Raw genomic sequence first — 24,495 nt, forward strand, 5'->3', positions numbered from 1 at the left:
ATCCGTCCTTTGCGTCAGCTCAGCCCGAGCGGGCCGGCGAGGTCGGCCAAAGCGGGTATGACCTTGGCCTGCGAGGTGAGCAGCTGGATCGGGACGTGGTCGGCCCCGGCCTCGAGATGCTCGGTGAGCCGAGCCGCAATCGTGTCGGGGGTTCCGTAGACGATCAGGGCATCCACGAGCCGGTCGCTGCCGGGGCGGGTGATGTCGTCATCGGTGAAGCCCAACCGCTTCCAGTTGTTGAGGTAATTGCTCAGCCCGAGATAAAGCTCGAGGGTCTTGCGGCCGACGGCTCGGGCGTGCTCGACGTCGGTGGTCGGGACGACGGGCACTGCGGGCGCCAGGAAGGCGTCGGGTCCGATCAGTTCCCGGGCTTGCGCGGTGTGTTCGGGGGTGACGAGGACGGGGTGGGCTCCGGCGCTGCGGCGGGCCGACAGCTTCAGGACCTGCGGTCCGAGCGCGGCCAACGCGCGGCGCTCTGGCGGTACGCCGTGTTCGTCCAGCACGTCGAGGTAGGCGTTGAGCGCGGTGATCGGCTTGGTGAACTCGGCGTCCGCCTCGGGATGGCCGACACCGAGGCCCAGTAGGAAGCGGCCGGGGTGGGCGTTCTCGATGCGATGGAACGAGGCGGCGACCGCCTCCGGTTTGGCGGTCCAGATATTGACGATGCCGGTGGCCAGCTTCAGCGTTCTGGTCGCGGCGAGTGCGGGGTCCACCCAATCGAGCTCGGCGGGCGGCGAGCCCGCCACCCACACCGCGCCGTAACCGAGCGCCTCGATCGCCGAGGCATCGTCGGGAGTGATGCCCATGCCGAAGGAGGCGAACCTACCGAGATCGGGTTTGGCGCTCATGGCCGCTACAACCCGGCCCCGAGTGTGAGCTATTCCGCCGCGGCGGAAAGTTCACCCGGAGTTACCGCGACGGGCGCGGATGCCACCAGCGGCAGCAGGATGATGAAGCGGGTGTTGCCGGGTTCGGATTCGACCCGGATATCACCCTGATGCTTCTCGACGATGATCCGTCGCGCCAGATCGAGGCCGAGGCCGTCGCCCTCACCGAAGGGCTTGGTGGTGAAAAACGCGGTGAAGATCCGGTCGATGATCTCTTCCGGGATGCCCGGTCCGTCGTCACAGATCTCCACCCGGATCCGGTCGTCACCCTGGCGCGCGGTCCGGATCGTCAGGGTGCCGCGGCCCTTCATCGCCTGGATGGCATTGTTGATGATGACGTCCCATACCTCATTCAAACCGCCTGGGTAACAAGCGATTTCGGGAATCGACTTGTCCCACTCCTTGACCAGTTTGATGGGCTTGTCGGCGCCGACCTTGTCGCCGAACAGTGTCTTGAGCGTGCTGTGCAGCAGCTCGTGGACGTTGGCGACCTGGTATTCGGCCCGGTCCATCTGGGAGTACTTCTTGGCCCCGGCGAGCAGACCCGAGATGCGCTCGCTGGCGTCGGCGATCTCGTTCATCCGCAGCTCGGTGTCGATCGTGTACTTCAGCCAGCCGATCGCGCTCTGCAGTGTCGCCGAGCAGTCCACCGAGTCGATCGAGGCCTCGATGCGTTCCAGCCAGTCCACGTCGAGACCGGCTTCGACGAACGTCGGGGCGTAATCCCATGCGCTGGCGATGCCGTGGTCTTCGAGCCAATCGCCGACCTGGTCTTCGCGGTCGGAGGTCTCGAGCGCGGACAGTTCTTGAACCTTGGACTTGGCGACCTGCTCGGCCACCTCGTCCTGGATCCGGACCAGCGTGCGCAGCGCCTCGGGGCTGAACTTGCCGTCGGCGAGCATGGAGAGCTTGTGACGCATCTTGCCGACGCCTTCGCGGAGGTCGGCCACGGCGCGCGCGGTCGCAGCCGCCGGATTGTTCAGCTGATGGGTCAACCCCGCCGTGATGGTGCCCAGCGCCAGCAGCTTCTGGCGCTGGCCGAGGATCTGGCTCTGTCGCCGCCCGCCGACCATGTGACCTTCGAGCAGATGCACGGCCATCGGGAATTCCGTCTTCATGAACTCCGCGAAGGCTTCGGCGTCGAGGACGAAGAACCGCGACGGCTTCGTGACCCGGACCGAGGCCTGGTAGACCTGCTCCTCGTTGGGGATGTAGGCCGACCACGCTCCGCAGTACACGCCGCGCTGCGAGGTGCGGGTGGTCTCGACGTCCACGCCGCCGGAGCGTTTCGACATCACCAGCTCGCCGTCGAGCAGGACGTAGAAACAGGTGGCCGGTTCACCTTCGACGACCACCGGGCCGGCTTCGAACGTCGCGATGTGCCCGTTGTCGCACAACGTCTGTAGCTGTTCGGTCGACAGCTTTTCGAACAGGAACAGCGTCCTCAGTTCGTCGGGCATGCAGTTCTGGCCCATCTCGCTACGCCCTTTCTAGGCCTCCGCCAAATACCGGTGCACCAGCATCACCGCCATCGACCCTTCGCCGACGGCGGCCGCCACCCGTTTTGCGGACTCGGAGCGCACGTCTCCTGCAACAAACACACCAGGCACACTTGTTTCCAGGTGGTGCGGTGGGCGGTCCAGCGTCCACCCGGCCACGTTCAGCAGGTCGGGTCCGGCGAGTACGAATCCGTGGTCGTCGACCGCGACGACCTCCTTGAGCCAGTCGGTGCGGGGCTCGGCGCCGATGAAACAGCACATCCGGCTGGCCTCGACGGTGTCGCGCTGGCCGGTCTGCCGGTTCTCCAGGATCAGGCCGGTCAGGTGGTCGTCCTCGCCGAGGGTGTCCACCACCTCGGTGCAGGTGCGGACCGTGATCGTCGGGTTCTTCTCGATCTGCTGGATCAGGTAGTGCGACATCGACGCCTCGAGCGACGGTCCGCGCACCAGCATGGTGACCGAGCGGGCCTCGCGGGACATGAACATCGCCGCCTGCCCGGCCGAATTGGCGCCGCCCACGATGTAGACGTCCTCACCCTTGCACTCCGAGGCGTCGGACACCGAGGCGCCGTAGTAGACGCCGCGACCGACGTAGTTGCATGCCGGATCGTCGGGGTTGTCCCAGCAGCCGGTGACCTGCAGCTGGCGGTAGGCCACACCGGTGGCCAGGATGACGGCGCGGGCAGCGATCGTGCTGCCGTCCTCGAACTCGATGGTGCGTGCGGTGCCCGCCTCGCCGGCGGAAAGCTTGATCGCCTTGCGGGTGGTGATCACCTCGGCGCCGAAGCGCTCCGCCTGCCTGCGGGCCGACGTGGTGAGTTCGGCACCGGAGACGCCGGTGGGGAAGCCGAGATAGTTCTCGATCCGGGAGCTGCGGCCGGCCTGACCGCCCGTGGTCTGCTCCTCGATCAGCACCGTCTTGAGCCCTTCGGAGGCGCCGTAGACCGCCGCCGCCAGCCCGGCCGGGCCGCCGCCGATGACCGCCAGGTCGTACATCTCCAGCGACGGGCTGGTCGACAAGCCGAGCATCGCGGCCAGTTCGGCATCGGTCGGGTCGACCAGGATCTGGCCCTGCTCGCTGATCACCACCGGCAACTGGAACTCGTCCAGGCCGCCCGCATCCAGCAGCTGCTTGCCCTTGGGCTCGTCGGCGTTGAACGCCCGGAACGAATGCAGGTTACGGGCCAGGAACTGGCGGACCTCCCACGACCGTTCGCTCCACCGGTGCCCGATCACCTTGGTGTGCGGGATGGCCCGGTCGCCGGTGGCGTGCCAGGCCTCCAGCAGCGCGTCGATCACCGGGTAGAGCTTTTCCTCCGGCGGATCCCATGGCTTGAGCAGGTAGTGGTCGAGGTCGACGACGTTGATCGCGTCGATCGCGGCGTGGGTGTCGGCGTAGGCCGTCAGGAGAACGCGACGGGCCATCGGGTAGACGTCCATCGCCTCTTCGAGGAACTGGATGCCGCTCATCTGCGGCATCCGGTAGTCGGCGACGAACACCGCGACGGTCTCGCCGCGCAGTTTCAGTTCGTTGATCGTTTCCAGCGCGTCGAGCCCGGATTCGGCGCGGACGATCCGATACCGCTCGCCGTAGTGACGGCGGAGGTCACGTGCCACGGCACGCGAGACGGCGGGGTCGTCGTCCACAGTGAGAATCACGGGTTTGCGGGGCTGGGGGGCGGGTCCAGTCATCACCGTCAAGTATGCGCTCGTTGTCCAGTGCTTATTAGGGTGGCTTTGCGGGCCGGCGGTTCCCGCCACATCGTGTTCGCCCGCAGATGAAGCGAGGTCAGCGTGCCTTCGGCGCGTTTTGGAGTAGCGCGCCCGAGCGGGTATCGTTGACCAACGGTGCGGATTCCGCGCCGACTCTTGCGTGCCCTGTCTGAGGAAATCCTGGAATTTCCCGCTCCCGGCTCACGTTTTGCAGTCGGGGCGAATGCTGCCCCAAACCTAGAAAGCAGGATCGAAGAGGACATGGCCAAGAAAGACGGTGCCATCGAGGTCGAGGGCCGCGTGGTCGAGCCCCTGCCCAATGCGATGTTTCGCATTGAGCTGGAGAACGGACACAAGGTACTCGCTCACATCAGCGGCAAGATGCGGCAGCACTACATCCGCATCCTTCCCGAGGACCGGGTGGTGGTGGAGTTGTCTCCCTACGACCTGACCCGCGGGCGCATTGTGTACCGGTACAAGTAAGCCCCCACCGACCCGAACCAGCACGCACGAATACAAACCGACCGAACTAGAAGGATCGAACAGCCGTGAAGGTGAACCCGAGCGTCAAGCCGATCTGCGACAAGTGCAGGGTGATCCGCCGGCATGGGCGGGTCATGGTGATCTGCTCTGATCCGCGCCACAAGCAGCGGCAGGGCTAACACCCGGCGCGAGCACTACCCACAACTGAATGCAGACCTCCCAGTACCACTGAGAGCACGGGCTCTCATCCACGTCCGGCACGGAGGCCGGACCCCGACAGACGGGGAACGGACTGGGAACAGACCTCCGCAAAGAGAAGGAATCACTGCCTGATGGCACGTCTCATGGGCGTTGATCTCCCGCGCGATAAGCGCATGGAGATCGCGCTGACCTATATCTACGGCATCGGCCGTACCCGCAGCCAGGAAATCCTGGACGGCACCGGCATCGACCGGGACCTGCGCACCAAGGACCTCACCGACGATCAGGTGACCCAGCTGCGCGACTACATCGAAGGCAACCTCAAGGTCGAGGGTGACCTGCGCCGCGAGGTTCAGGCCGACATTCGCCGCAAGATCGAGATCGGCTGCTACCAGGGCCTGCGGCACCGCCGCGGTCTGCCGGTGCGCGGCCAGCGAACCAAGACCAATGCGCGTACCCGCAAGGGCCCCAAGCGCACCATCGCCGGCAAGAAGAAGGCCAGGTAACCCGGATGGCACAGGCAAAGAAGGGCACCGGCGCCAAGAAGGGTCAGAAGACCCGTCGCAGGGAAAAGAAGAACATCCCGCACGGCGCCGCTCACATCAAGAGCACGTTCAACAACACGATCGTCTCGATCACCGATCCCCAGGGCAACGTCATCGCCTGGGCTTCGTCGGGTCACGTCGGCTTCAAGGGGTCGCGTAAGTCGACTCCGTTCGCCGCGCAGCTCGCCGCCGAGAACGCTGCCCGCAAGGCGCAGGAGCACGGTGTGAAGAAGGTCGACGTGTTCGTGAAGGGCCCGGGTTCGGGCCGCGAAACAGCGATCCGCTCGCTGCAGGCCGCCGGTCTCGAGGTCGGCGCCATCTCCGATGTCACTCCGCAGCCGCACAACGGTTGCCGTCCGCCCAAGCGGCGCCGGGTCTAGGGAGGATAAAGAAAAATGGCTCGTTATACCGGACCCGCTACCCGCAAGTCGCGCCGCCTCGGCGTCGACCTGGTCGGTGGAGATCAGTCGTTCGAGAAGCGCCCCTACCCGCCCGGCCAGCACGGTCGCGCGCGGATCAAGGAGAGCGAATACCGTCAGCAGCTGCAGGAGAAGCAGAAGGCTCGCTTCACCTACGGCGTGATGGAGAAGCAGTTCCGCAAGTACTACGAAGAGGCCAACCGGTCCACCGGCAAGACCGGTGAGAACCTGCTCCAGATCCTGGAGACCCGGCTGGACAACGTCGTGTACCGCGCCGGCCTGGCGCGTACCCGCCGGATGGCTCGCCAGCTGGTCAGCCACGGCCACTTCACCGTCAATGGCGTCAAGGTCAACATCCCGAGCTACCGGGTGTCGCAGTACGACATCATCGACATCAAGGACAAGTCGCTGAACACCTTCCCGTTCGAGCTGTCCCGGCAGACCGCCGGCGAGCGCCCGATCCCGTCCTGGCTGCAGGTCGTGGGGGAGCGTCAGCGAATCCTCGTCCACCAGTTGCCCACTCGCGAGCAGATCCAGGTCCCGCTCGCCGAGCAGCTGATCGTCGAGTTCTACTCGAAGTAAAGAAGACGACGCAGTCCTCTGCGGGGCCAACCGGTCCCTGTGGATCACTTAACGGCATCAAATAGCGGTTGCCGAGAAGGAGATAGAAAAAACCATGCTGATTTCTCAGCGCCCCACACTGAGCGAAGAGGTCATCGCCGAAAACCGGTCGCAGTTCGTCATCGAACCGCTGGAGCCGGGATTCGGTTACACCCTTGGCAATTCGCTGCGGCGTACGCTGCTGTCGTCGATCCCCGGCGCGGCCGTCACGAGCATCCGCATCGACGGTGTGCTGCATGAGTTCACCACCGTGCCCGGTGTGAAGGAAGACGTCACCGACATCATCCTGAACCTCAAGGGACTCGTCGTGTCCTCCGAGGAGGACGAGCCGGTCACCATGTACCTGCGCAAGCAGGGCCCGGGTGAGGTCACTGCCGGTGACATCGTCCCGCCCGCCGGCGTGACGGTGCACAACCCGGACATGCACATCGCGACCCTCAACGACAAGGGCAAGCTCGAGGTCGAGCTGGTTGTCGAGCGCGGCCGCGGTTACGTGCCTGCCGTGCAGAACAAGGCCTCGGGTGCCGAAATCGGCCGCATCCCGGTCGATTCCATCTACTCGCCGGTGCTGAAGGTCACCTACAAGGTGGAGGCCACCCGCGTCGAGCAGCGCACCGACTTCGACAAGCTGATCCTGGACGTCGAGACCAAGAACTCGATCAGCCCGCGTGACGCCCTGGCCTCAGCTGGCAAGACACTGGTCGAATTGTTCGGTCTGGCACGGGAACTCAACGTCGAGGCCGAGGGCATCGAGATCGGCCCGTCGCCTGCCGAGGCCGATCACATCGCGGCGTTCGCGCTGCCGATCGACGATCTGGACCTGACGGTCCGTTCGTACAACTGCCTCAAGCGCGAAGGCGTGCACACCGTCGGCGAGCTGGTCGCGCGCACGGAGTCCGATCTGCTGGACATCCGTAACTTCGGCCAGAAGTCCATCGACGAGGTCAAGATCAAGCTGCACCAGCTGGGTCTGTCGCTCAAGGACAGCCCGGCCAGCTTCGATCCGTCGGAGGTCGCCGGCTACGACGTCGCCACCGGTACCTGGAACAGCGATGCGGGTTACGACCTGGACGCCGAGCAGGACTACACCGAAACCGAAGAGCTCTAACTACACAACAGTCCCGGTCCTACCTGATACGGGGACCGGCCCCATTTAGGAGAAGTCGCAATGCCCAAGCCCACCAAGGGTCCTCGCCTCGGCGGGTCGTCCTCGCACCAGAAGGCGATTCTGGCCAACCTGGCCACATCGCTGTTCGAGCACGGCCGGATCAAGACCACCGAGCCGAAGGCGCGGGCGTTGCGTCCGTACGCGGAGAAGCTCATCACCCACGCCAAGAAGGGTGCGCTGCACAACCGGCGTGAGGTGATGAAGAAGATTCGCGACAAGGACGTCGTGCACGCTCTGTTCGCCGAGATCGCGCCGTTCTTCGCCGACCGCAACGGCGGCTACACCCGCATCATCAAGGTCGAGCCGCGCAAGGGCGACAACGCCCCGATGGCGGTCATCGAACTGGTGCGGGAGAAGACGGTGACCTCGGAGGCAAACCGGGCTCGCAAGAGCTCGGCCGCCAAGGCGGCACCGGTGGCAGCCGCTGCCGCGCCGCAGGCCGCGGTGGAGCCGGAAGAGGCCGTCGGCCCGGAGGCTGAAGAGTCGATCGAAGCCGTCGAGGCCGAGGATGCCGGCATCGCCGATGCGCAGACCGCCGAGGCTGCCGACGAGGTCGCCGAGGAGAAGGCTGAAGAATCCGCCGAGGATTCGGACGCTGACAAGTCCTGACGCTGTGAGTACGAACGAGCCCGTCACCGATAGCGGTGGCGGGCTCGTTCGTCTGCGGCTCGACATCGCGTACGACGGAACCGATTTCACCGGTTGGGCGGCGCAGGAAGGCCACCGCACGGTCACCGGTGTCCTCGAGGAGGCCCTGTCGACGGTCTTCCGGGAGCCGGTCCGGGTCTTCGGCGCCGGTCGCACCGACACCGGAGTGCATGCCACCGGGCAGGTGGCCCATCTTGACGTACCGGCCAACGCCCTGGCCCACGCGTACCCGCGTCACGCTCGGCCCGGCGACCCCGAGTTCCTGCCGCTGGTTCGCCGATTGGCCCGGTTCCTGCCGCAGGACGTCCGGGTTCGCGAGATCACCCGCGCCCCGGCCGGATTCGATGCCCGTTTCTCGGCTTTGCGTCGGCACTACGAATACCGGCTGTCGCTTGCGCCGTTCGGTGTGGAGCCGCAGTCCGCGCGATACGTGACACCCTGGTCGAAGCCGTTGGACGTTGACGCCATGAGTTCGGCGTCCCGGCATCTGGTGGGATTGCACGATTTCGCCGCCTTCTGTCGCCACCGGCCCGGTGCGACGACCATCCGCGACCTGCAGCGCCTGGACTGGGTGCGCGACGGTGACGCGGTGACGGCCTACGTCACCGCCGACGCGTTCTGCTGGTCGATGGTGCGCTCACTCGTCGGTGCGCTCCTCGCGGTCGGGCAGGGTCGTCGCGAACCGTCTTGGTGCGCAACGCTGTTGACCGCACACGCCCGCTCCAGTGACTTCGCCGCGGCACCGGCTCGGGGCCTGACGCTGACCGGCGTGGACTACCCGCCGGATGACGAGCTCGCCGCACGCATCACCGTCACCCGCGATCTGCGGACGCTGGACAGGCCTTAGAGCTTGCCCGCCACGAAATCGGCGGCCTGGTCGATCATCCCGGCCTTCTGATAGGCGGCGGCGAGGTGGTCGGGCCAGTTGGCTTCCCAGGTGTCCGGGTCGGCGGGATTGCAGATCGGGTCTGCGCCGTGGCACAGCTCGATGGTTCGGTCCCGGTACTCCGGACTGAAATTCGTGATCGGCCCCAACCACTGGGTTCCGTTGCCGAACAACGCGACTGCCGCGATGTGGCTACCGGCGTCCGGCGGGAGGAGGGTCTTGAAGCCCAGAATCGGGATGGGAACTGCCAGTGCCATGTCGGTGGCCGCCGCGCCGAGCGAGTACCCGCCGAGGACCAACCGGGTATTCGGGCAATTGTTGATGTTGTAGATGACGCGCTGGCTGATGTCGTTGGCGCCGACGTCGACCTGGTTGTCGGCGGGGTACTTCACCGCGTAGAGGCCGATGTTGCGGTGAACGCGCGAGCGTAGTGCGCTGACGAACTGGTTGCCGATGATTCCCGCGCCGGGGGATTCGAGGCGGCCCCGCGCAAAGATCACCTCCACGTCGGGGCAGCCCGCAGCGGAAGCCTGCGGCGCAGACACCACGCCACCGCCGGGCAGTGGAGTCGGGCCGAGCACCATCGCCGCTGCTGCGGCGACCACCGTGACCGCACGGGTCAGCGTCCCCCGAATACGCATGAATCAGAGCCTGTCTGCGGTGAATTGGGCGGCCTGGTCAACCAGACCCGAGCCGATGTACGCGTCCTGCAGATGCGAGTTCCAGTTGTCGGCAAGGGTGCTCGGATCGATCCCGTTGCAGATCGGGTCGTCCACGTTGCACTGGTCGATGGTCTTGGGACCGTAGACCGGACTGTTGGCCGCCGACACCGGTCCGAAGATGCTGCGGGTGCCGTTGCCGAACAACACCACCGCCGCAACGTGATCGGCGACCGAGGCGGGCAGCGGGGAGTTGAAGCCGAATTGCGCCTTGTTGGAGCCGACCACGACGTCGACCACCGCGGCACCCAGCGAGTAGCCGCCCGGCACCTGGCGGGTGTTGGGGCAGTTGGTCGCCATGTATTGCATGTGCCGGCTCAGGTCATTGGCGCCCGGCACGATGTCCCAGTCGGCGATGTAGTTGACCCCGTACACCCCGACGCTCTTCGGGGTTTTGGCCCGCAGCGAATCGACGAACGCCTGGCCGATGCGGCCGATGCCGGGCGGCTCGAAGCGTCCGCGCGCGAAGATGACCTCCGCGTCGGGGCAGTCGGCTGCGGACGCCACGGCGGTCGGCAACAGTGATGCGGCCACGGACATCACCGCCGCCGCCGCGCTCAGAACCGTTTTCGCCCGCACTCCAGCCATGGTAGACGAGCCTGGGAGAATGCTGGCAGCAAATAAAATTGCGCGGCTACAGCAGCCCGGCGAGGAAGCCGGCCGCCTGCGCGGGCGCCGGGCCCTGCTCGTAATCGGTGTGCGCGAACGGATTGCGACCGCGCGAGCAGATCGGGTCGCCGTCGTTGCAGAGGTCGACGCCCTTACCCGCGAACGCCCCGCCGGCCGACGTGATCGGGATGCTGAATTTGGTGGACGGATTGCCGAAGACCGCCAGCCCGGCGACACGGTTGGCCAGGTTGCCCGGCAGTGGGGGCGCCGAGCCGATGTCACCGACCTTATTGCCCAGCGGGGGAATGCCGACCAACATGTCCACCACCGCGGCGCCTTGGGAGTAGCCGCCCAGAACGAATTTGGTCGCCGGGCAGGCCGCGGCCATCGTGGCGATGTGATTGGTCGCGTCCGTGGCGCCGTCAGCGGCACCCAGGAAGTCGTAGGTCGCGGGGTAGTTCACCGCATAGGCGCTCACCGAGCGTCCACCCAGTTGGCCCTGCAGATTGTCGACGAGAGCTTGCCCGACGCGGCCGATGCCGGCCGGCTCGCTGGTCCCGCGCGCGAAGACCACCTCGACGTCGGGGCACGGCTCGGCCTGGGCTACCGGGGCGATGGTGATCGGCGACAGGATCGCCGTCGCTGCGAACGAGGCAACACCGAGTTTGCGGAGTGATGTCATGGTCGGCCTGGCCATGCTGATGAGACCCCCTTGGTCGCGAGCATTCGGCTAATAGTCACACACGTGGCTGGGAGGCCCAAACCGCCGGTGATCTAGAGCAGCCCGGCGACGAAGGAGGCCGCCTGAACCGCCGACCCGTCGCTGTTGTAGATGCGGTGAGCCTGGACGTCGTCACCGCTGCTGCAAATCGGATCCCCGGCGTTGCACAGGTCGATGGCCCGGCTGCCGTAGACCGCGCTGCTGGTCAGGGGCAGGCCGACCTTGGTGGTGGGGTTGCCGAAGACGGCCAGAGCGGCGACGTGGTCCGGCACGTTCGGCGGCAACGGGTTGGTGAAACCCACCGCCGGGAAGGGGACCGAGGTGATGATGTCGATGATCGCCGCCCCCTGCGAGTACCCGCCGAGCACCAATCGGGTGTTCGGGCAGTCGTTCACCACACCCTGGATGAACGCGCTCGCGTCGTTGGCGCCGTTGGCGGCGGCCAGGAAGTCGTAGCTGGCGGGGTAGTCCACCGCGTAGACACCCATCGAGCGGTTGCCGATCTTGCCGCGCAGCGAGTTGACGAAAGCCTGCCCGACCCGCCCGATGCCCGGCGGTTCGTCGGTGCCGCGGGCGAACACCACCTGCACGTCATTGCAGGCCGCCGCCGCGGTTGGCAGTGCGGCCGGGCTGACCAGCGCGAACATTGCGGTGAGGACGGCAGCGGAGGCGGCCAGCAGGAAACGCTTCGGCGCAGCGGTTGATGTCACATCTGGATGTTACAGATGAGAGCGGAGTTTCATTCCCGACGTTTGCTTGCGCGCCGCGGAAATCAGCTTCGCGCGGCGACTTCCTCGATCGGTCCGGCATCGGGCCACGTCGCTGCGGTGACCGCCGTGCTGCGGTCACCCTGGCGGGCCAGGGCCAGGCCCAGGAGGACCACCACACCGCCGACCGCTTGGACCGGGGTAACCGCTTCACCCAGCAGCACCCACGCCGACAACACGGCGAACAGCACCTCGCCGAGGCCGACCAGAGAGGCGAAGCTCGGGCGCAACCGCGCCACACCGCTGATGCCCAGCGTGTAGGCGATCGCGGTGGCCACCACGGCAAGCATCACCACCGGAACCCACCAGGGCACGGTCAATCCGGCGACGACCGCGTCGTTGGCGGTGAAGACCAGCGGCATGACGCCGGTCAGTCCCAGCAACAGCACGGCGACCGTGCCGACCACGAGGCCGCCCGCGGCCAGGGTGATCGAGCTCAGGCCAGTGCCGTCGGCGCTGACCTCATCGGACATCATGAAGTAGCAAGCCGCACAGATCGCCGCACCCAAACCCCACAGAACGCCGGCCGTGTTGATGTGTGCGCCCTCGAAAACGTTGAGCACCAACATGATTCCGGCGACAGCGAGCGCAACTCCGGCCAGTGTCATGGCGCGTGGGCGACGCCGGGTGGTACCCCAGATCCAGCCGACGACGAGGATGGGTGCGGTGTATTCGAGCAGCAGTGCCACGCCGACCGACAGATGAGAGACGGCGTTGTAGTAGCAGAGCTGGGCCCCGGCGATCGGGACGAGCCCGTAGGCCACCACGACGCGGGCGTGCGCGCGGGCCTCGCGGACCCAGCCGGGCTTGACGATGGTGGCGAAGATGGCCATCACCAGCGCGCCGCCGGCGAGCCGGGCGGTGACGGCGGCGGTCGGCGACCAGCCGGCGCCCATCAGCGATTTGGCGAATGGGCCGGACATGCCGAACGTGAACGCCGATCCGATGGCGAACATCAGCCCAAGCCGGAAGTGGTCGTGGGTGCGGACCAGCGTCGACATGAGGCACTCCCCGGATGTAATGAGTAAAATCGATGTTGGTCATGACACTACGTCCGGAGGAAGTCATGAGTCAAATGCTTTTCAGTCATGACACAGAGCTCACGTTGCGGGCTGCCTGTGCGCTGATCAACAGCGACCGCGTCGACGGTGAGCTGCTCGGCGACCAGCGAGCGCTGGACGACTACCTGAGCAGCTGGGGCTGGACCGGCCGGCGCGATCGCGACGACGCCGAGGTGTCGGCGGTGCACACGCTGCGCGGCCGGCTGGGCCGGATCTGGGCGGCCGCCTCCGACGAGGAGCGTGCCGTCGGTCAGATCAACGCACTGCTGTCGGACACCCGCGCCTCCCCGTGGCTGACGCGGCATCCGGAGATGCCGGAGTGGCACCTGCACCTGGCGTCCATTCACGATCCGCTGGCCCAGCGGATGGGTGCCGAGATGGCGATGTCGCTGGCCGATTTGGTGCGCGCCGGTGAACTGCGCCGGCTCAAGATCTGTGCGGCCCCGGACTGCGAAGCGGTGTTGATCGACCTGTCCCGCAACCGCTCCCGGATGTTCTGCGACACCGGCAACTGCGGTAATCGTCAGCACGTCGCCGCCTACCGGGAGCGCCGCTCGAAAGAGGGGCCTGTTGATGAGTGACATCAGCGCCTAAGCAGGTGTTCTAGCGTCACCCAGATGGCGGGCCGCCCACCCCTTCGCGCTCAGTTGAGTGCGCGGCGATTTCTTGTGCGCCGCTTGGAGTATGCGGTCCTGGCGCGGCAGCTGCCGGCCCTTGACGACCCCGTTCGGGCCCGAAAGCTCGCACTCCTCGTCGGCTGCGGTGTGGCAGGGGTTGCCGTGGTCCTCGACACGATCCTGGGATCGACGGCCCGTCACGTCATTCCCGGCGATGCGACGGTGGTGATGACTCGGCAGTCCGGCGCCCTGTTCGTCAGGATCGACGACGGCCTGCGCCCGGTGGCGAACCTGACGTCGGCCCGTTTGATCCTGGGTTCGCCGGTCACACCGCGACTGGTCGACGAGGCCGCGCTCGGCGATACGGCTACCGGCCCGATTCTGGGGATCCCCGGCGCGCCTGCATCATTCGGACGCGTGATGGCGCCCCGCGAGGTGAGATGGGCGGTGTGCGACGACGCCGACGGGAACACCACTGTCGCCGCCGGCGACGACTCCATACCGCCAGACCTGGACCCGCGCAGCGCCGTCGTCGCCACGGTGGCGCACGGTGACGGATCGGCCTACCTGCTGTACGCCGGCACGCGAGCCATGCTCGATCCGGGTGACCCGGCCACCGCGCGCGCCTTGCGGATCACCGACGCGACAATGCGCACGGTGTCCCCGACCCTGCTCAACACGATCCCCGAAGTGCCTGCGATCGGTCCACCCCGGATCGCCGGAATGGGACAACCATCCGGATTGAGCGGTGTCGCGGTCGGAACCGTCCTGCGCGTTGTCGGGACCGGGTCACCCCAGTTTTACGTCGCGTTGCGTGGCGGCCTCCAGCGCATCGGTCGGCTGGCCGCCGAACTCATCCGGTTCAGCGACCCGGCCGCGCAGGCCGAGACCACCGAGGTGCCACCAGAACTGATCGCGCGCACCCCGCTGGTCGACACCCTGCCGGTCGGCGCCTACCCCGATGATCCGCCCGCACTCCTCGGCGACGGCGACGACATCTGTGCGACGTGGATGTCCGGACACAGTGGTGTTGCCGTCGGACCGCAGCCTGTCGACCGTCCCGGCACCGTCACCCTGGCCGGATCCGACGGGGACGGGCCCGCCGTCGACGGCGTGCGGATGATCTCCGGCGTCAGCCTGGATGTCACCGGCGGACCGGGAACGGGACGCCACCTCGTCACCAGTGCGGGAGTTCGCTTCCCCGTGCCTGATTCGGCTACCGCTGCGCTCGGGCTCGGTGGTGCTCCTGCCGCAGCACCGTGGTCGATCCTCAGAGCACTCCCTGCGGGTTCCCAATTGGACCGGGACGCCGCCCTAGTCGGCCGGGACGTGCCCGGCGCGGCGCCGTAGCAGCACCGACGCCGCGGCGACACCGGCCACGCACAGCGCCGCCGCACTTCCCAGCACCGCGTAGCGGTGCTTGTCCTCGGGCCGGGTCGGCAGCGGAGCCGCCGCTCGCGCCGCCTGGTGCGGCGGTGGTGCACTGGTGTGATCGCTGAGTGCTGCCACGGGGTCGATGACTCCGCTGCCCACCGCGGCGTTCCAGCCTCGCGCTGGGTGATGTGCGGTGGCCTCGATGCGCGTCATCACCTGGCGGGCGGAGAGTCTCGGGAAGCGGGACCGCACCAGCGCCACTACACCGGCGACCACTGGTGCGGCGTAGCTCGTACCCGACATCGAGGCCTGCCCCGCCGCTGTCGGCAGGGCGTTGATGACGCCATCACCGTCCGGGTCCAGCGACACGACGTTCTCGCCGGGCGCCGCGACGTCGACCCACGGGCCGTTGAGGCTGAATTCCGATGGAGCGCCGTCGGAGCCCACCGAGGCGACCGTCAGGACGTAGTCGTCGTACCAGGCCGGGCTCGCGATCACAGTGGGCTGTGCCGTCGTGTTCTGGCCGGGGCACTGGCCGTCGCCGCCGACATTTCCCGCGGCGGCGACCACCACGGAATCCTTGACATCGACTGCATACGACAGCGCCGCGCCGAGCGCACGGTCGTCCACGCTCGATTCGGCACAGGCCACTGACGAGATGCTGATCACCGACGAACCCATGTCCGCGGCCGTTCGAACGGCCATGGCCAGAGTGCTCACATCCCCGAAGCCGCGCTCACCGGAATCGGCCAACGGGCCGAACTTGTTGCTGGACTGCCGAATCCCGATCAGGGTGACCTCCGGAGCGATCCCGGTGAATCCCGTCCCATCTGTCTGATCCGGCGCGGCCCCGATGATGCCCGCGACGACGGTACCGTGTCCGTCACAGTCCTGTCTGCCGTCGCCGGTAGAGACATAGTCACCGCCCGCGACGATATCGGGCAACCGGCGATGCGTTGCGATCCCGGTGTCGATCACCGCGACGCGCTGACCTGCTCCACGGGTCAGCCGCCACATCGCCGGCACGTCGAATCCGGCCAATTGCGGTGCCTGCGCGCCGGCACCGGCGGGAAGTGGCACCGTGCACGGCTGGCGTTGTTCGGTCGGCCGGGGTGGAGCGGGCGGAGCAGGCGGTGGCAGCAATGAGTTGTCGATCGGAGGCGGAATGACGGCGAATGCGGTTGGCGCACAGTTCATCATCATGAGCAACGCCACCGAGAAGGTGCACGCGATCCGCACGGTGAGCCTCACCAGGCCGCACCGATCTGAGCAAGCCCGCCGAACATGCCCGCTGCTGCGCAGCCGCCGGGTACGACCGCCGCGCCGAGCATCAGCTCCACTACCGAAACCGCGCGGCGCACCACCGGGGAGGTGCACACCGGCCCGCGGTGCGCCACCCACATCGCGCAGGCGGCGACGAGTGCGAGCGCCCCGCACAGCCACGGAGTGCTCTGCGGTGTGGTGACGGCGCACAAGCCCACGAGCAGAGTCGCCGTGACTGCGGACGAAATACTCTGCGCGACAACCCGACACGCTACTCTCTCCCGAACGGACCGGAGAAGCAGCAACATTGCGATGATCGCGAGGAAGATCGCCGCGAGAAGCGAATGTGAAGTGGTCGTCGCCGTGACCGCAGCTCCGACAGCCGCCGCCGCGGCCGCCGTCGCCACGATCAGGTTCAGCCGGTGATGAGCCAGTCGCGACCTGGCTTGGACGTCTGCGTCGGCGAGGCCGGCCGCCGCCAGTCCGGAGCTGTGGACCGAGAGCCGCGCGGACACCACCAGCACACCCAGTGATCCGATTACCAGCATCGGCCCACTGGCTTCGGCCGGCCAGCACCCTGCCACCGCGCCCATGGTCGCCATCACCCCCGCCATCGCCACAGCGGCCATCGGAAGGAATACCTCAGTGGCACAGCCCAACAGGGGCCAGGCCAGCAGCGAGACCGACCCGATCGCGGCCATCGCGACGAGAAACGTGGGCATCGCCGGTGGGCCCATGGGAAGCAGGGCGGCGCTCAGGCCGGCGAAGGCAATGCCCAGCACGCCGAGGCTCACCACGGTCACCCGATCGGCGGCTACCCGGTGCACGGTGACCGCGCCGGTCATCGCCAGAAGTGCTGCTGCCGTGGCGACTACGGGATGAGGGCTTGCCGTCGGGTCCGCAATCGCGCGGCCCAGTAACGCCAGCACCGCCGCGGCCGCCCATGCCAGCAGGCAGAGACCACCGCTGCGCCGGAGGAATCGCCACCTCGGTTCCGGCAGCGCCGCAACCACATCGGCAACGGCGCCACTAATGTCGAACCGGGGCAGCGGCGCGGTCGCCGCCGCCGTGCTCAGGATGAGCAGGTCACCGTCATGGATGGCGGCTTGCGCGAGGGTCGTCTGCGCGTCGAGCCGTTGCCCGCAGACCCGGGTGAGATGCGGATCGGTGCCGTGGAATTGCGCCGCACCGATCAGATCGACGACGGCGGGCATCAGCTCGGCGATCGGTATGCCGGATGGCAGGCTGATGTCGGTCTCCCGGTCGCCGGTGCGGATCGACACCTGGCAGGTCTGGTCGGCGGCAGTCATGAGACCGGACGGTAGTGATCCCACGGTGGTGTCGAACTCCGCTGTCCACAGGTGAATTGCCGGTCCGGGCCGACGGTGTCTACCGTCCGTGCATGAATCGGGTTACCCGGTCGGCGATCGATTTCCCGCCGAACGACGATCTGGTCATCGGTCCGTTGCCCCGCACCGAGCCGAAGTCGGGAATGTCGCGATTCGTGCCGCTGATAGCGGTCGGCGCGGTGGTGGGCGTCGGTGTGGTGATGTGGGGGTCAGGGGTCGGTTCCGACGGCTCGACGGCGGTGATGTTGCCGGTCATGATGGTGGTGTCGGCGCTCGGCATGGCGCTGCAGGCCGGTGCCCGGCGGCCGGGCCGCGGGATGGACCGTCAACGCAGGCGCTATCTGAATCATCTCGATCGGCTCGCCGAGCACGTGCGGGAAACGGTGCTGAGTCAGCGATCAACGCTGCGGGAGGGACACCCGGATCCGGCCGCGTTGTGGACGCTGGTCGGCGGCCCTGGGATGTGGGCGCGCAACGATCGCGATCCGGACTTCTGCCACGTCCGTGTCGGCGTAGGCCGGCACCGGCTGGCGCGCCGGATAGTCGTGCCGCCCGTCGGTCCCACGGACGAACTGGACCCGGTGACCGCCGATGCGTTGCGGCGCTTCGTGCACCACCACGCGACGGTCGACGATCTACCGGTCACGATCGCGCTGCCCAAGGTCGGCGTGCTGGTCGTCGACGGCGATCCGTCGAGTGCGCGTGCCCTGGTTCGTGCGATGCTCTGCCAGCTGGCCGTGCTGCACAGCCCGACGAACCTGACGATCACCGCAGATGTACGAGCCGAGCACCGGCAGCAGTGGGACTGGTTGAAGTGGCTGCCGCACAACGATAGTCGCGACCATCGCGGCGGGTATCGGGTCGTCATCGTCGACGGAGCGGATCACCGAGCGCATGCCGTACCCGGCACCACCGTGATCGCCGTCGGACACGTGGAACCTGACTCACAGCCACGGTCCCTGCGGGTCGACGGGGACAACCTCGCGGTGCGCACGGGTGCGGGCATCGAGGAGTTCGCCACCGCCGATGCCATGACGATCATGCAGGCGCGGACGTGTGCACGACGCTTGGCGCGGTACCGCCACCGGGACAGCGGATTCGGCGTGAGTTGCCCTGAGAAGGGAGCTCTCTGGCCGGTATTGCCTCCGTGCGAGCAGCTCCGGGTTGAGCTCGGCGCGACGGTGGACGGCGAACCGGTCGCTCTCGACATCAAGGAGCCCGCCGACGGTGGCCACGGTCCGCACGGTTTGTGCGTCGGTGCGACGGGCTCGGGGAAATCCGAATTGCTGCGCACGATCGCGGCTGGCATCATTGCCCGCCATTCGCCGGACGACGTCAACCTCGTCCTCATCGACTTCAAGGGCGGCGCGACGTTTCTCGGCCTGGAGCGCCTGCACCATATCGCCGCCGTCATCACCAACCTCGCCGACGCCGCGCCGATGGTGGACCGCGCAAAGGATGCGCTCGGCGGCGAGGTTCGCCGTCGTCAGGAGCTCCTGCGGCGGGCGGGCAATGCGGTCAACCTCGCCGCCTACCGGCGACATCGACTCGCAGATCCCAGTCTGCCTGCGCTGCCGACATTGTTCGTCATCGTCGACGAGTTCGCCGAACTGCTGGCTCACCAGCCTGATTTCGCCGACCTGTTCGCGATGATCGGACGGGTCGGACGCTCGCTGGGCATGCATCTGTTGCTGGCGAGTCAGCGCCTGGACGAGGGTCGCCTGCGCGGCCTCGAATCGCATCTGTCGTATCGCATCTGCCTCAAGACCGCGACGGCCGCGGAGTCGCGCGCGGTACTCGGCGTCGCGGACGCTGCCGAGCTGGCGGCCACCCCGGGCGCCGCGCTGCTGCGCACCGGCGACGGGCGGTTGGTGCGATTTCAGGCGACGTACCTCGGTGGGCCGGCGCCGGGCAGCGCCACAACAGCGGAAGGCGCCGGCGTGGCACTGTTCACCCGGGAATCGGCTGCGCCGACACCGACCGACGGAGCCGTCGGATCGCCTCGAACCGTGCTCGATGTGATCGTCGACCGGTTCGGCGGGCGAGGAACGCCGGCGCATCAGATGTGGCTACCACCGCTCACCGGCTCGGTGAACCTCGCTGACCTTCCGCACGGTGTGGGGCCAGATCGCGCAGTGCCGATCGGCGTCGTCGACCTGCCGTTCGAGCAGCGACAGGCGCCCATGACCGTCGACCTCACCGGCGCCCTCGGCAATGTCGCGGTGGTCGGAACGTCACAAAGCGGAAAGTCCACCACCGTGCGGTCGCTGATCACCGCGACGTCCACTCGTCGCGATGCGCGGCGGGTTCAGTTCTACTGCATCGACTTCGGCGGCGGCACCCTCGATTCGCTGCGGCGGTTACCCCACGTGGGATCGGTCGCAGGCCGGGGGGAGACCGAATTGGTGCGCCGGACGGTCAGCCACGTCGGCGCCCTACTGTCCGCTCGCGAGGCCCGCGCCGACGTCGATCCGTACGGTGAGGTCTTCCTCGTCGTGGACGGTTGGTCGAGCCTGCGGGAGGAGCATCCCGATCTCGAGACGGCGATCGCAGGCATCGCCTCCCGCGGTCTGTCGTTCGGCATCCACCTGATCCTCACCGCCGGTCGGTGGGCCGACATCCGGCCCGCGCTCAAGGACCAGATCGGCACCAGAATCGAACTGCGCCTTGGAGACCCGATCGACTCGGAGATGGATCGCAAGCAGGCGGCGCTCGTTCCGATCGGCATGCCGGGGCGCGGCATCACCGGTGACGGCAACCACTTCCTGATCGCGATGCCGGACGGCGGCGATATCGTGTGTGACCGGTCGTGGCAGGCGCCGCGCGTGCGACTGCTGCCCGGACACATCGACCACTCCGCGGTCGTCGAGATGGCACCCGGTGACACAGATGGCGTTCTGCTCGGTCTGGGTGAAGACCAGTTCGCCCCGGTGGTTGTGAGCTTTCGTCACCTGGCGCACCTGCTGGTCCTCGGTGACCGGGAATGCGGGAAGACCTCGGCGCTGCGAACGCTGTGCCGCGAGATACTGCGCGTTGCAACGACGCAACCCGCGTCGCTGTTCGTCGTCGACTACCGGCGTGGCCTGCTCGACGTCGCCGATGCGCACCATGTGCTCGACTATATGTTCTCCGAACACCTTATCGCGCAACGACTTCCCGGCCTGATATCAGTGCTGCAGAGCAGATTGCCGAGCGCCGACACGACGATCGAGCAGCTCCGGGCGAGATCGTGGTGGAGCGGACCCGAAATCTACGTCGTGGTCGACGACTACGACGTGGTCGCGGCCACCTCACCGGATGCGCTGAGTCCGCTGGTCGCCCTGCTGCCGCACGCCGCAGACATCGGGCTGCACATGGTCATCGCGCGACGCTGCGCCGGATCTGCGCGGGCGATGTTCGATCCCCTTCTGGCGCACGTCCGGGACAGCGGGTGCGGTGCGCTGCTGATGAGCGGCAGCTCCGACGAGGGTCCGCTGATCGGCCACCACCGCGCGACCGAGCACCCGCCGGGACGCGGACTACTGGTGACCCGGGCCGGCGCCGAGCTGGTGCAGGTCGGTTGGAGCCCAACGTGACAGTGCTGGAAGTCGGTCCCGCAGTGGTCACCCGGCTGACGCCCCACCCGCAGCGAACGGGGGAGCAGGAGATGGTCGCGGCCGCACTCGCCGCCATCGACGACACGGTGGTGCTGTTCCGCGAACGGCCAGTCGCCGTCGTCGATCTGTGGCAGAGAGTCTTCGCCGACTGTGTCGAGGAACGCTGCGAGACACTGACTGTCGTCCACCCGTCGTGGTGGGCACATCACCGGGTCTCGCGGCTCGTCGATGCCGCGGCAGCAGTCGCGACCGAAGTTCATGCGCAGCCCAGGTCCGCGGTACTGGCCGCCGGCGAGGCAGCTACCGTCATCGAGATCGCCGAGGAATTGGTTGCCGTCATCTGCGATGGCCGATCACCGACGACGCGCAGCCGCCCGCACCATCCAATGGACCTCGCCGGGATGATCGAGACAACCACTCCCACCTCCGTTCTCATCGACGCCCCGCCCGGCGTGCCCGGCGCGGTCGAGTACGCCGACGGTCTGTGTGCCGCACTGCGTCGGCGCGGCACGGATGCGCGGATGGTACGGGTGCCCGCCACCCCGGATCCGTCCGAGCCGGAGTCGACGGCAGTACCTGTCCGCGCCTCACGACGGCGGTGGCGAGGGTCCGCGGCCGTGGCGGCCGGGATGGCCTTGACGCTGTGCGTGGTTGGGGTGGCCGCGGTCCGCACCCGCCCGCCGGCACCGACTCCCGGCGGCGTCTACATCGTCGAAGGTCGTGTCACACTGCGGATCCCAGCCGATTGGCTGATCACCCGCGTTACGGCGGGCCCTGGTTCGCGCCGCATTCAGGTCGGCTCGCCGACCAATTCGGCAGCGGCCCTGCACATCACCCAATCCTATTCACCTGAAGAGACATTGGATCAGACGGCCGCAACGCTGAGCCGGGCGATCGACGAGCAGCCGGGCGGTGTGTTCGTCGACTTCAACCCCGCGGACCGGCGTGGCGGGCGACCGGCGGTGACGTACCGAGAAGTCCGCATTGCCCGGGAGATCCGCTGGGCGGTGGTCCTCGACGGGTCCACGCGCATCAGCATCGGCTGCCAGTCTGCGCAAGGCCGGCTTGACGCGATCGCCGGGCCCTGCGAGGAAGCCATTGAATCAGCCCGCGAATTCAGTGGAACCGGAAGCGGCCCGTGAGCGTCGAAATCATTGTAAGCGTGCACAACTCGACCGGAAGGACCACACGTGACGACTCTGAGCACCGACTTCGACCTGATGCGTTCGGTCGCTGCGGCTGCCGACACCCGCAATGACGAGATTCGTGCTCTGTTGCAGGGCTTCATCACCCGCATGGAGGCTGTGCCGCCCACCGTGTGGGGCGGATTGGCCGCCGCGCGATTCCAGACTGTCGTCGCGCACTGGAACACCGAGTCCACAAAGCTGTCGCAGGCACTGGCCGGGATTGCCGACACGATCAGGAACAACGAACACCAACTGCGCGAAGCCGCGCACCTGCACGCTCAGCGCATCGCCGCCGTGACCGCACACCTTTAGGTAAGGAGCACCTCCGTGGACCCCGTCCTCTCTTACGATTTCGCCGAGATCGACGCGGCGGTACTCGCCGACATCCAGGGCACGTCGGCGCGACTCGGCGCGGCCTTGGACGACCTCAGTCGGCAGATCGCTCCGCTGCAGCAGGTGTGGACCCGTGACGCCGCAGCGGCATATCAGGCCGAACAGGCACAGTGGCACCAATCAGCGTCGGCACTGCGCGACATCCTGGTGCGGCTGGGCGTTGCCGTGCGTGACGGGGCAGCCGACGTGGCCGATGCCGACCGCCGCGCCGCCCGGATGTGGGGCTGACGGCCTCCCTCGATCTCTGTGCGGCCCCCGCGGAGGAGAGCCAACGGGGCCGCACAGTCATCCCGGTCCGATCGCATCAGATGCCCTACATGTCGGTCGAGATCTGGCGTATCGTGGCCGCACGCGCGCCGGTCTCCGGTGACCGCACGCAGGAGTGTGATCGCCGATGGCTATATCCAGAACGACGCGAACCGGTGCCGGTGGCGCCCGGCCGTCGGCGCTGCTGCGCGCGGTCCATGAGCTGTTCGTCGCCGGTGAGGTCGACGCCAGCTACCTGGAATCGAGCTCGCTGCGACCGATCGTCGCCAAGAGCTGGCAACGCAGCCTGGCCAAAGGCGTCGACCCGGACGGTGCGGCCCAGCCCTCCCCGGTCGGCGAGAAATTGGCGCGGCTGCGTGAGGCGCATCCGCTGGCACCCGCACTGCCCGTGATCCGCCGGCTGCTCGTCGACGATGCCGCCGGGTCCGGGGTGGTTGTCGCCGTCAGCGGTGCTGACGGCACGCTGCTGTGGGTGGAGGGCGACCCCAACGCGTGCCGGCGCGCGGAGGCGATGAACTTTGTGCCCGGCGCGGACTGGAGTGAGCGCGGCGCCGGGACCAACGCGCCGGGCACCGCTCTGGCCGTCGACGCTGAGCTGCAAATTCACGGTTCCGAGCACTTTTCCCGCGTCGTGCAACCGTGGAGCTGCACGGCGGTCCCCGTGCATGACCCCGCCACCGGTGCCCTGCTCGGAGCGCTGGACCTGACCGGCGGATCACGGGTCGCCACGCCGCAGGCGCTGGCGCTGGTGCGCGCCACCGTCGTCGCCGTCGAAACACACCTGGCCCTGCTCCGCCTGACCGGTGGACCGGTCGAGGCAGCGCCGCCACGACCGCGGCTGGCCGTGCTCGGTTCCGAACGTCCGCGCTGGCTCGTCACCGACGAGTTCGGGCATCTTCGTGCCGCCACGCTGACCGGCAGGCACGCCGACATCCTGGTGCTCTTGAGCCGCCACCCCGAGGGGCTGAGCGCCGACCACCTGGCGATGCTGCTCGACGACAAGGACCTCGACGTCGTGACCGTGCGCGCCGAGATGTCGCGGCTGCGCAAGGTCGTCGGCGCCGACGCCATCGAGTCACGGCCGTATCGGCTGACGGTGCCGATCACCACCGACATCGGCGAGGTGTACGAGGCGCTCGATGCCGGAAATGTGACGGCGGCCCTCGATCGGTATCCGGGACCGCTTCTCCCGCAGTCGATCTCGCCGGCGGTGGGGCGGTTGCGCACAGAGCTGGCGATGACGTTGCGGGGCGCGGTGTTATCCACCGGCGACCCCGCGGTGCTCCGCCGTTGGCTGGACAGCCCGGACGGCCGCGACGACCGCGACGGCTGGCGCGCGCTGCACGACGGCACCCTGCCGGGCTCGGTGCAGCAGGCGCAGGCCCGCGGCAAGCTGGCCGGCCTGGACTTCGACCTGGCCTGAGCAGCGCATGCAACGGTGCGCGAACCAGTGCAACCGTGCTGCAACCCCGCACTGCCTACCTTCAGTGACGACCGACACA

At 67.7% G+C, this 24,495-nt stretch carries 25 protein-coding genes; 15 read left to right on the forward strand and 10 right to left on the reverse strand.

Annotation, left to right across the window (positions count from 1 at the left end; all coding sequences use genetic code 11):
- Positions 1–14 precede the first annotated feature (14 nt).
- The 3 genes from G6N32_RS05315 to G6N32_RS05325 are packed head-to-tail and all read right to left on the reverse strand — an operon-like array spanning position 15 to position 4,078.
- Positions 15–848, reverse strand: a complete 834-nt coding sequence (locus tag G6N32_RS05315) for an LLM class F420-dependent oxidoreductase (protein WP_115316902.1) — start codon at positions 846–848, stop codon at positions 15–17.
- Between the two features lie 29 nt (positions 849–877).
- On the reverse strand, positions 878–2,362 hold the full coding sequence (locus tag G6N32_RS05320; RefSeq protein ID WP_115316900.1) for an ATP-binding protein: 1,485 nt from the start codon (positions 2,360–2,362) through the stop codon (positions 878–880).
- A gap of 15 nt (positions 2,363–2,377) precedes the next feature.
- On the reverse strand, positions 2,378–4,078 hold the full coding sequence (locus G6N32_RS05325; protein ID WP_163789135.1) for an NAD(P)/FAD-dependent oxidoreductase: 1,701 nt from the start codon (positions 4,076–4,078) through the stop codon (positions 2,378–2,380).
- A gap of 282 nt (positions 4,079–4,360) precedes the next feature.
- On the opposite strand from G6N32_RS05325, the gene infA reads away from it, so the two are divergent.
- The 8 genes from infA (at position 4,361) to truA (ending at position 9,031) form a co-directional block, all read left to right on the forward strand.
- Positions 4,361–4,582: a translation initiation factor IF-1 gene (gene infA / locus G6N32_RS05330; RefSeq protein WP_005140011.1), complete on the forward strand. Its 222-nt coding sequence runs from the start codon at positions 4,361–4,363 to the stop codon at positions 4,580–4,582.
- Positions 4,583–4,647: 65 nt separating this feature from the next.
- Positions 4,648–4,761: a 50S ribosomal protein L36 gene (rpmJ, locus tag G6N32_RS05335; protein ID WP_003879483.1), complete on the forward strand. Its 114-nt coding sequence runs from the start codon at positions 4,648–4,650 to the stop codon at positions 4,759–4,761.
- A 153-nt stretch (positions 4,762–4,914) separates the two neighbouring features.
- The gene (gene rpsM / locus G6N32_RS05340) at positions 4,915–5,289 is read left to right on the forward strand and encodes a 30S ribosomal protein S13 (RefSeq protein WP_036340806.1); all 375 of its coding nucleotides are present in this window, start codon (positions 4,915–4,917) and stop codon (positions 5,287–5,289) included.
- Between the two features lie 5 nt (positions 5,290–5,294).
- Positions 5,295–5,708: a 30S ribosomal protein S11 gene (rpsK, locus tag G6N32_RS05345; protein WP_036340804.1), complete on the forward strand. Its 414-nt coding sequence runs from the start codon at positions 5,295–5,297 to the stop codon at positions 5,706–5,708.
- Positions 5,709–5,723: 15 nt separating this feature from the next.
- The gene (gene rpsD / locus G6N32_RS05350) at positions 5,724–6,329 is read left to right on the forward strand and encodes a 30S ribosomal protein S4 (protein WP_036340802.1); all 606 of its coding nucleotides are present in this window, start codon (positions 5,724–5,726) and stop codon (positions 6,327–6,329) included.
- A gap of 94 nt (positions 6,330–6,423) precedes the next feature.
- Entirely contained in the window at positions 6,424–7,476 is a 1,053-nt protein-coding gene (locus tag G6N32_RS05355) for a DNA-directed RNA polymerase subunit alpha (RefSeq protein WP_071949501.1), read from the forward strand.
- A gap of 60 nt (positions 7,477–7,536) precedes the next feature.
- Positions 7,537–8,145, forward strand: a complete 609-nt coding sequence (gene rplQ / locus G6N32_RS05360; RefSeq protein WP_115316896.1) for a 50S ribosomal protein L17 — start codon at positions 7,537–7,539, stop codon at positions 8,143–8,145.
- Positions 8,045–9,031: a tRNA pseudouridine(38-40) synthase TruA gene (truA, locus tag G6N32_RS05365; RefSeq protein WP_172507207.1), complete on the forward strand. Its 987-nt coding sequence runs from the start codon at positions 8,045–8,047 to the stop codon at positions 9,029–9,031. The genes rplQ and truA overlap by 101 nt, the downstream gene beginning before the upstream one ends.
- On the opposite strand, the gene G6N32_RS05370 is transcribed toward truA, so the two are convergent.
- The 5 genes from G6N32_RS05370 to G6N32_RS05390 all read right to left on the reverse strand — a co-directional run bounded on the left by G6N32_RS05370 (position 9,028) and on the right by G6N32_RS05390 (position 12,887).
- Positions 9,028–9,705, reverse strand: coding sequence for a cutinase family protein (locus tag G6N32_RS05370; RefSeq protein WP_232077702.1), 678 nt, complete (start codon positions 9,703–9,705; stop codon positions 9,028–9,030). The two genes, truA and G6N32_RS05370, sit on opposite strands and share 4 nt — an antisense overlap.
- Positions 9,706–9,714: 9 nt before the next feature.
- Positions 9,715–10,377, reverse strand: coding sequence for a cutinase family protein (locus tag G6N32_RS05375; protein WP_170310581.1), 663 nt, complete (start codon positions 10,375–10,377; stop codon positions 9,715–9,717).
- 46 nt (positions 10,378–10,423) lie between these two features.
- The gene (locus G6N32_RS05380) at positions 10,424–11,095 is read right to left on the reverse strand and encodes a cutinase family protein (RefSeq protein WP_115316891.1); all 672 of its coding nucleotides are present in this window, start codon (positions 11,093–11,095) and stop codon (positions 10,424–10,426) included.
- A gap of 77 nt (positions 11,096–11,172) precedes the next feature.
- Positions 11,173–11,766, reverse strand: a complete 594-nt coding sequence (locus G6N32_RS05385) for a cutinase family protein (RefSeq protein ID WP_115318814.1) — start codon at positions 11,764–11,766, stop codon at positions 11,173–11,175.
- Positions 11,767–11,891: 125 nt separating this feature from the next.
- Positions 11,892–12,887 carry an EamA family transporter gene (locus G6N32_RS05390; protein ID WP_115316889.1) on the reverse strand — a complete coding sequence of 332 codons (996 nt, stop codon included), beginning with the start codon at positions 12,885–12,887 and terminating at the stop codon, positions 11,892–11,894.
- Between the two features lie 74 nt (positions 12,888–12,961).
- On the opposite strand from G6N32_RS05390, the gene G6N32_RS05395 reads away from it, so the two are divergent.
- Entirely contained in the window at positions 12,962–13,528 is a 567-nt protein-coding gene (locus G6N32_RS05395; RefSeq protein WP_115318813.1) for a CGNR zinc finger domain-containing protein, read from the forward strand.
- 36 nt (positions 13,529–13,564) lie between these two features.
- Entirely contained in the window at positions 13,565–14,914 is a 1,350-nt protein-coding gene (gene eccB, locus G6N32_RS05400) for a type VII secretion protein EccB (protein WP_115316887.1), read from the forward strand.
- Here the strand turns inward: eccB and mycP are convergent.
- Together mycP and eccD are read right to left on the reverse strand one after the other, a co-directional pair.
- Positions 14,879–16,141, reverse strand: a complete 1,263-nt coding sequence (mycP, locus tag G6N32_RS05405; protein WP_115318812.1) for a type VII secretion-associated serine protease mycosin — start codon at positions 16,139–16,141, stop codon at positions 14,879–14,881. The genes eccB and mycP overlap by 36 nt on opposite strands.
- Positions 16,142–16,185: 44 nt before the next feature.
- Positions 16,186–17,511 (reverse strand): type VII secretion integral membrane protein EccD, encoded by a 1,326-nt coding sequence (gene eccD, locus G6N32_RS05410; protein ID WP_115316886.1) that lies wholly within the window; start codon positions 17,509–17,511, stop codon positions 16,186–16,188.
- 92 nt (positions 17,512–17,603) lie between these two features.
- On the opposite strand from eccD, the gene eccCb reads away from it, so the two are divergent.
- The 5 genes from eccCb (at position 17,604) to G6N32_RS05435 (ending at position 24,416) form a co-directional block, all read left to right on the forward strand.
- The gene (gene eccCb / locus G6N32_RS05415) at positions 17,604–21,125 is read left to right on the forward strand and encodes a type VII secretion protein EccCb (protein ID WP_115318811.1); all 3,522 of its coding nucleotides are present in this window, start codon (positions 17,604–17,606) and stop codon (positions 21,123–21,125) included.
- Positions 21,122–22,288 carry a type VII secretion-associated protein gene (locus tag G6N32_RS05420; RefSeq protein WP_147291949.1) on the forward strand — a complete coding sequence of 389 codons (1,167 nt, stop codon included), beginning with the start codon at positions 21,122–21,124 and terminating at the stop codon, positions 22,286–22,288. Before eccCb ends, G6N32_RS05420 begins: the two co-directional genes overlap by 4 nt.
- Before the next feature lie 48 nt (positions 22,289–22,336).
- On the forward strand, positions 22,337–22,645 hold the full coding sequence (locus G6N32_RS05425) for a WXG100 family type VII secretion target (RefSeq protein WP_115316882.1): 309 nt from the start codon (positions 22,337–22,339) through the stop codon (positions 22,643–22,645).
- Between the two features lie 15 nt (positions 22,646–22,660).
- Entirely contained in the window at positions 22,661–22,954 is a 294-nt protein-coding gene (locus G6N32_RS05430; protein WP_115316881.1) for a WXG100 family type VII secretion target, read from the forward strand.
- A 166-nt stretch (positions 22,955–23,120) separates the two neighbouring features.
- Complete coding sequence (locus G6N32_RS05435; RefSeq protein WP_115316879.1) at positions 23,121–24,416, forward strand: GAF domain-containing protein; 1,296 nt, start codon at positions 23,121–23,123, stop codon at positions 24,414–24,416.
- Positions 24,417–24,495 lie beyond the last annotated feature (79 nt).

The sequence above is a fragment of the Mycolicibacterium aichiense genome (assembly GCF_010726245.1).
Classification (GTDB): domain Bacteria; phylum Actinomycetota; class Actinomycetes; order Mycobacteriales; family Mycobacteriaceae; genus Mycobacterium; species Mycobacterium aichiense.